This is a genomic window from Actinoplanes sp. NPDC020271, from assembly GCF_044388125.1.
In the GTDB taxonomy this organism is placed as follows: Bacteria; Actinomycetota; Actinomycetes; order Mycobacteriales; family Micromonosporaceae; genus Actinoplanes.
The window spans coordinates 387,066-393,917 of sequence record NZ_JBIRWQ010000007.1; the positions used below are offsets into that span (position 1 = coordinate 387,066).

The following is a 6,852-nucleotide window of genomic DNA, read 5'->3' on the forward strand; positions in this document are numbered from 1 at the left end:
TAGTGCTCGAAAGCCCGCGAAGCAAAGAGTGCCCGTGCGCGGTACTTGCCCCGGCGGCGGCGTCATGAGCACAATAACGCGCGAAATACCCGGCTACCGAGCGTAAATGCGCAGCACAACCGGTGAGGATGAGCCATGACGCACGTTAAGGCGGAGATCGCCAGCCAGCCGGACTGCTGGCGGCAGGCTGCGAAACTGGCCGGATCGCCGGGGCTGCCGGCCCGGGGCGAGCGGGTCGCCGTCGTCGGCTGCGGCACCTCCTGGTTCATGGCGAAGTCGTACGCGGTGCTGCGCGAACAGGCCGAGCACGGCGAGACCGACGCGTTCCAGGCCTCCGACTTCCCGTACGGGCGGCGCTACGACCGGCTCGTCGCGATCACCCGCTCCGGCACCACCACCGAGACGCTCGAGGTGATGCGCACGGTCGGGCAGAACACCCCGGTCACCGTGATCACCGCGGACCCGGCCCAGCCGGCCGTGGACATCGCCGGCGACGCGATCGTGCTGGACTTCGCGGACGAGCGGTCGGTCGTCCAGACCCGCTTCGCCACCAGCGTGCTCGCCCTGCTCCGCGCGCACCTGGGCCATGACATCGACGCCGCCGCGATGGACGCCGAGGTGGCCGTCCGCCTGCCGCTGCCGGTGCATCCGGCGCTCACCGACCAGATCACGTTCCTGGGCCGGGGCTGGACCGTGGGCCTGGCCGAGGAGGCCGCCCTCAAGTGCCGGGAGACCGCCGGGTTCTGGACCGAGTCGTACCCGGCCATGGACTACCGGCACGGCCCGATCTCGATCGCCGGCCCGCGCCGCGTGGTGTGGGCGTTCGGCGAGGTCCCGGCCGGGCTCGCCGACGAGGTGGAGGCGCGCGGCGCGGCGTTCGTGCACAGCCGCCACCACGGCGGGTACGCCTCGCTGGGCCGCTGGGTCGGTGGCCGCGCCCCGCTCGACCCGATGGCCGACCTGGTCCTGGCGCAGCGGGTGGCTGTGCTGCTCGCCACCACCCAGGGCCTCGACCCGGACAACCCCAGTGGCCTGACCCGGTCGATCGTGCTGCCCGAATCACAGTCGTGACCGATCGCAGCCCCGCGGACGAAAGCCCGACCGGAGACACCGTCGTCGTCGCCCTCGACGTCGGGGGCACCGGGATGAAATGCGCCCTGGTCCGCCCGGACGGCGTCGTGCACCACCAGGAACGCCACCCCACCCACGCCGAGCGCGGCGGCGCGGCCCTCACCGAGAACATCCTGGAGATCGCCGAAGGGCTGGCCGCCAAGGCCCGCGCCGACGGGCTCACCCCGGTCGCGGTCGGTATCGCGGTTCCCGGCGTGGTCGACGAGGTCACCGGCGTGGCCGTCTGGGCGGCGAACGTCGGTTTCCGTGACGTGCCCCTGCGTGACCTGGCCGGCCGACGTCTCGGGCTGCCGGCCGCGCTCGGTCACGACGTCCGCGCCGGCGCCCTCGCCGAGGCGCGTCTCGGCGCCGGACGCGGTCGTCGCCACGTGCTCTTCGTCGCGATCGGCACGGGCATCGCCGGCGGGCTCGTCGTCGACGGCGCCGGATACCCCGGGGCGCACGGCGCCGCGGGCGAGATCGGGCACGTCATCGTCCGGCCCGGCGGCATCCCGTGCGGCTGCGGCTCGCGCGGCTGCCTGGAGACCGAGGCGTCGGCCCGCGCGGTCGGGCGGCGTTACGCCGAGCTCTCCGGGCAGGCGGGCGCGACCGCGTACGACGTCGCCACCCGCGCCGCCGCCGGTGAGGAACTGGCCACCCGGGTCTGGCACGACGCGGTCGAGGCGCTCGCCGACGGACTGCTCACCGCGCAGGCGCTCTTCGACGTCGGCGTGGTCGTGCTCGGCGGCGGCCTGGCCGAGGCCGGGGACGGGCTGCTCGTGCCGGTCCGGGACGCATTCGCCAAGCGGGTCACGTTCCACCGCACCCCCGACATCGTCCGGGCCGAGCTGGGCGACGTCGCCGGCTGCCTGGGCGCCGCACTGCTCGCCCTCGACTCGCTGGGAAACCCCGCATGACCTCCCTCTCCGGCCGGATCGTCACCCCGGGTGGCGTCATTCAAGGTCACATTCACTTCTCCGGTACGGCCATCGAGGCGATCGTCCCCGACGACACCGCCGGTGACGACGTCATCGTGCCCGGTTTCGTGGATCTGCACTGTCACGGCGGTGGTGGTCACACGTTCACCACCGGCGACCCGTCCGCCGCTCGGGGCGCGGCCGCGTTCCACCTGGCCCACGGGACCACGACCATGCTGGCCAGCCTGGTCAGCTCCCCGTTCGAGCTGATGCGCTCGGCGACGCTGGCCTACAAGCCGCTCGTCGACGAAGGCGTGATCGCCGGGATCCACTTCGAGGGGCCGTACCTCTCCGCGGTCCGGTGCGGCGCGCAGAACCCGCTGTTCCTGCGCGACCCGAACCTCTCGGAGATCACCGAGGTCATCAAGATCGGCGAGGGCGCGGTACGGATGATGACCGTCGCCCCCGAACTCGACGGCGCCCTCACGGCGATCACCCACCTGCGCGACGCCGGTGTCCTCGCCGCCGTCGGCCACACCGACGCCACCTACGAGCAGACCCACGCCGGAGTCGACGCGGGCGCGTCCGTGGCCACCCACCTGTTCAACGGCATGCGCCCCGTCCACCACCGTGAACCCGGCCCGGTCGTCGGCCTGCTCGCCTCCACGGCCACCGTCGAACTGATCGCCGACAACATCCACCTGCACCCCGGAATGCTCACGTACGCCGCCCGTAGCGCCGGACCGGAACGCGCGATCCTGGTCACCGACGCGATGGACGCGGCCGGAATGCCGGACGGCTCCTACGAGCTCGGCGGTCAGGCGGTCGTCGTGGCCGATCGCGTGGCCCGGCTCGCCGAAGGCGGCTCGATCGCCGGAAGCACCCTGACCATGGACGTGGCCTTCCGCAACGCGGTCGCCGCCGGACTGACCCTGACCGAGGCGGTCGCGATGTCGTCGACCACACCGGCCCGGCTGCTCGGCCTGACCGACCGCGGCGCCCTGGCCCCCGGCCTGCGCGCCGACATCGTCGTCCTGGCCCCGGACCTCACCCTCGAACAGGTCCTCCGCTCCGGCGGCTGACCCACCCCGGCACCCGAGCACAGCGCTGAGCGCCGGCCCACGACCGGCGGCCGGCGCTCAGCGCTGTTTCAAGAATCTCGAAGCACCCCTGAGCGCCGGCCGGGAGAACGAGGCGCGCTGCGAGGCTGAGCACCGGGTGCGGTCGCGTGACGGTGGGGCGGGGGCGCGGAGCGCTGACCGGGGTGGCGGGCGCGCGAGGTCGGCCTGGGGCGAAGCGGAGGTCGCGGGGAGTGCCAGGGGCGTGGACTACGGGCGTACGAGATGGGGGTTCAGAAAGCCGGACCGGTCCAGCGACGTCGCGGCAGCGGGATGGCGTCCCAGGGAATGCGCTCGACGAGGCGGGCCAGCAACAAGCCGAGGAGCAGGCCGGCGACCGAGTCGGTGAGCCAGTGGAAGCCGGTGTAGACCGTGGTGACGAAGACGATCGTGACCGGGAGTACACGGATGGCGAAGAACTCCCAGCGGGTCAGCGTGCGGCGGAGCAGGGCGGCGATCAGGATTCCGAATACGGCGTACCAGACCAGCGAGTTGCCCATGTGCCCCGACGGGAAGCTGCGGCTTTCGTCCCCGCTGGCCACGGGGTTGAACATCGCTGTCTTGAACGGGCCTGGGTATCGGGGTGCGGCGCGGTCGAAATAGAGCTTCATCGGGCCGATTGTCAGGTATGTCACGACATAGGCGGCGGCGAAGGGGAGGACCGCGCGCACCGATCGTGTCCGGTAGTAGAGCCAGCCGCTCAGGAGCAGACCGGCCGGGGTCAGCACCTGACCGCCCTGGCCGAGGTAGTTGAGGACGCGGGCCGTCCAGTACGGCACCCGCGGCTGGTGATCGAGCGCCCAGTCGGCCACCCGCTGGTCGAGTGTCAGCAGGTGGCCCTGGACGAGCGCGACGGTGAGCGCCACGAACGCCGCGAGCAGCAGGAGGTCAGGCCACCAGGCGGGAGTGCGGCGTTCGATCACCGGTAAACGTTAAAGGAACGACTTCACCTTCGCCGCCAGCAGGTCGCCTCGCACCCCGGAGTTGGGACAGCCGCCGAAGTGGTGCAACGCCACCACTCTGTTGGTCTTGCGGGACAGCACGGGCGAGCCGGACGAGCCGCCCGCGGTGTCGCAGAAGTAGGAGACGTCGGAGTGCGCGGCGTAACCGGTGTAGTCGGCGTTGTCGACCGCGCAGTTGCCGGCTTTTTCCCCCTTGGCGCCGGCGATCCGGGTCGGTTCGCCGGCCGGGTGCTGCGGCACGTAGAGCTCGGTGCCCTTGGCCGGCCGCGCGGTGTCCAGCGTGAGGTAGCCGAACTTCTCGACCGAGGCGAAGCCGTCGACGCTGAACAGCGTGTAGTCGAGCAGGTGGTCGGTGGAGAGAACCTGGTCACCCCAGACCTTGGTCGGCTTGAAGACGTCGTAGCCACCGCACTTGGCGCACTGGTAGTTGAACCAGACCTCGGTGTCGTAGGCCTCTTCCGAGGTGGTCAGGCAGTGATTGTTGGTCAGCATCCGGTTCTTCGGGCCGACCCGCCAGCCGGTGCAGAGCTCGGTCCCGTTGATCAGCAGGCGGGCGATCGCCTTCGACTTGACGTAGGCGACCGGGTCGGCGGACTGGTAGCAGACCGCGTCGGTGGAGGTGTCCGGTCCGCAGACGGACTCTTCGCGTCCCGTCCGTCCCGGGCGCACCGGCGTTTCCTCAGGGACCCGAGCTTGCTCGGTACGACTGAACCCCCGCGCCACCGAGTCGACCCGCACGCCGAGCCCTTCGAGCGCGGAGCGCAGGCCGAGCGGGTCGATGGCCCGGTGCACCTCGACCACGGCGGTGTCACCGGTGATCGACATGGCCCATTTGTCCTCGGTGCCGGGATCGTAGCGGTACGACTCGGTCCGATCCGGGCTGGAGACGGTCAGGTAGTCGCCGGGGAGCATCGCCATCCGGGAGAAGTGCACTTTGACGTACGAAGCGCCGGGGTACTCGAAGGTCTGCCGGGGCGGCCCGGCGAGGTAGCCGATGAGGTTGCTGACGTGCAGCAATTCGCCGACGCGCTGGCGGCCGGGGGCGGCCGCTTTCTCCAGGACGCGCCCGGGGTTCGCCGTCGCACTCGGCTCCGAGGAGGGTGATTTGTCCGCTTTGACGTCGGGAGTCCGCACGGCGCCGGGCTTCTTCAGCACGCGAGAAGGAGACGCGACGGGAAGCGGGCCCTGCGCCGCCACCTGAGTGTGCGGCACCCCCGGCGCCGAGTGCCAGGTCCCGACCGGAACATCGCTCCCGCGCCTCGCCGTCACCGCCCCGGCCACCCCGGCCAGCACGAGCGCGGCGCACGCTCCGACGACGATCCCTGTCTTGCGTCGCATGCCACTCCCGGTCCGTTGTCAGCCGTTTCGCTCCTGTGTAACGAGCCACGTACGAGCGCGACGCGGAACCGGACTTGGCACACTTGGAGCGTGCGCATCACCTCCGCTCTCATCGACCCCGCGCTGCTGGACCTGCCGTGGCACGTGCCGCTGGAGGAGTGGCCGGCCGATCACCTGGTCGCCCTCCCGCAGGGCATTTCGCGGCACGTCGTCCGGTTCGTAAAGCTCAACGATGTCGTCTACGCGATGAAGGAGACCCGCGAGCGCATCGCCGAGAAGGAGTACGACCTGCTCCGCGCCCTGGAGCGGATCGACTTCCCGGCCGTGCAGGCGATCGCGATCGCCACCGACCGGCAGACCCCGGAGGGTGAGCCGCTGGAGACCGTGCTGGTCACCCGGCACCTGCAGTTCTCCCTGCCCTACCGCGCGCTCTTCTCCCGCGTGCTGCGCCCGGAGACGATGAACCGGCTGCTCGACGCCCTGGCCGCGCTGGTCGTGCGGATGCACCTGACCGGCTTCTCCTGGGGTGACTGCTCGCTCTCCAACACGCTGTTCCGGCGGGACGCGGGCGCGTTCGCGGCCTACCTGGTCGACGCCGAGACCGGCAACCTCTACCCGAAGCTGTCCGAGGGGCAGCGCAGCGAGGACATCGAGATCCTCCGGCTCAACATCTTCGGCGAGTGCCTGGACCTGCAGGCCGCCGAGCTGCTGCACGAGTCGATCGACCCGGAGACGGTGGTCGACGACATCGTCGCGCGCTACGAGCGGCTGTGGCACGAGGTGACCTACGAGCAGGAGGTCGCCAAGGACGCGCGGCACCACATCGAGCGGCGGATCCGGCGGCTCAACGAGATGGGGTTCGACGTCGCCGAGGTGTCCATGTCCACGGTGGACGACGGCTATCGGGTGCGGCCGAAGGTGGTCGACGCGGGCTATCACACCCGTCGCCTGATGCGCCTGACCGGGCTGGACGCCGAGGAGAACCAGGCCCGGCAGCTGCTCAACGACCTGGACACGTACCGGGCGGAAAGTGCCCTGACCGACGAGCAGCAGGCGGCGCACCGCTGGCTGACCGAGGTGTTCGAGCCGGTGGTCCGGGCCGTCCCGGCGAACCTGCGGCGGAAACTGGAGCCACAGGAGATCTTCTCGCAGATCATCCAGCACAAGTGGCTGCTCTCCGAGCAGGCCGGGAAGGACGTGGGCATGGGTCCGGCCGTGCAGTCCTACCTGACCGACGTGCTGGTCAACAAGCCGGACGAGCAGGCGGTGCTGGGCGTCGAGGCGGACGAGCTGGACTCGGCACTGATGCCTTAGAGGACGTCTGATTAACGTATTTTGTGGTGTTATGCGATTTGAGGGTCTCGCCAGGTTGGGGTGTTTTCGTCCGTCAGCCGGCGGGCGAGATTG

General features: G+C 70.8%; 6 protein-coding genes. 4 read left to right on the forward strand and 2 right to left on the reverse strand.

All coding sequences use genetic code 11. The annotated features are described in order from the left end of the window. Positions 1–135: 135 nt before the first annotated feature. The 3 genes from ACH442_RS19200 to nagA are packed head-to-tail and all read left to right on the forward strand — an operon-like array spanning position 136 to position 3,109. Positions 136–1,071 carry an SIS domain-containing protein gene (locus ACH442_RS19200; RefSeq protein WP_396339355.1) on the forward strand — a complete coding sequence of 312 codons (936 nt, stop codon included), beginning with the start codon at positions 136–138 and terminating at the stop codon, positions 1,069–1,071. Beyond that, positions 1,068–2,027, forward strand: coding sequence for an ROK family protein (locus ACH442_RS19205; RefSeq protein ID WP_396339356.1), 960 nt, complete (start codon positions 1,068–1,070; stop codon positions 2,025–2,027). The genes ACH442_RS19200 and ACH442_RS19205 overlap by 4 nt, the downstream gene beginning before the upstream one ends. Further along, entirely contained in the window at positions 2,024–3,109 is a 1,086-nt protein-coding gene (gene nagA, locus ACH442_RS19210; RefSeq protein ID WP_396339357.1) for an N-acetylglucosamine-6-phosphate deacetylase, read from the forward strand. Before ACH442_RS19205 ends, nagA begins: the two co-directional genes overlap by 4 nt. A gap of 269 nt (positions 3,110–3,378) precedes the next feature. On the opposite strand, the gene ACH442_RS19215 is transcribed toward nagA, so the two are convergent. Both ACH442_RS19215 and ACH442_RS19220 read right to left on the reverse strand, forming a co-directional pair. Then, complete coding sequence (locus ACH442_RS19215) at positions 3,379–4,068, reverse strand: phosphatase PAP2 family protein (RefSeq protein ID WP_396339358.1); 690 nt, start codon at positions 4,066–4,068, stop codon at positions 3,379–3,381. Between the two features lie 9 nt (positions 4,069–4,077). Beyond that, positions 4,078–5,445, reverse strand: coding sequence for a trypsin-like serine peptidase (locus ACH442_RS19220; RefSeq protein ID WP_396339359.1), 1,368 nt, complete (start codon positions 5,443–5,445; stop codon positions 4,078–4,080). 90 nt (positions 5,446–5,535) lie between these two features. On the opposite strand from ACH442_RS19220, the gene ACH442_RS19225 reads away from it, so the two are divergent. Next, positions 5,536–6,759 (forward strand): DUF4032 domain-containing protein, encoded by a 1,224-nt coding sequence (locus ACH442_RS19225; RefSeq protein WP_396339360.1) that lies wholly within the window; start codon positions 5,536–5,538, stop codon positions 6,757–6,759. Positions 6,760–6,852 lie beyond the last annotated feature (93 nt).

What these genes read in the sequence shown, in the direction of transcription:
- ACH442_RS19200 (WP_396339355.1), top strand. Translation starts at nt 136, where the DNA reads ATGACGCACGTTAAGGCGGAGATCGCCAGCCAGCCGGACTGCTGGCGG.
- nagA (WP_396339357.1), top strand. Translation starts at nt 2,024, where the DNA reads ATGACCTCCCTCTCCGGCCGGATCGTCACCCCGGGTGGCGTCATTCAA.
- ACH442_RS19220 (WP_396339359.1), bottom strand. Translation starts at nt 5,445, where the DNA reads ATGCGACGCAAGACAGGGATCGTCGTCGGAGCGTGCGCCGCGCTCGTG.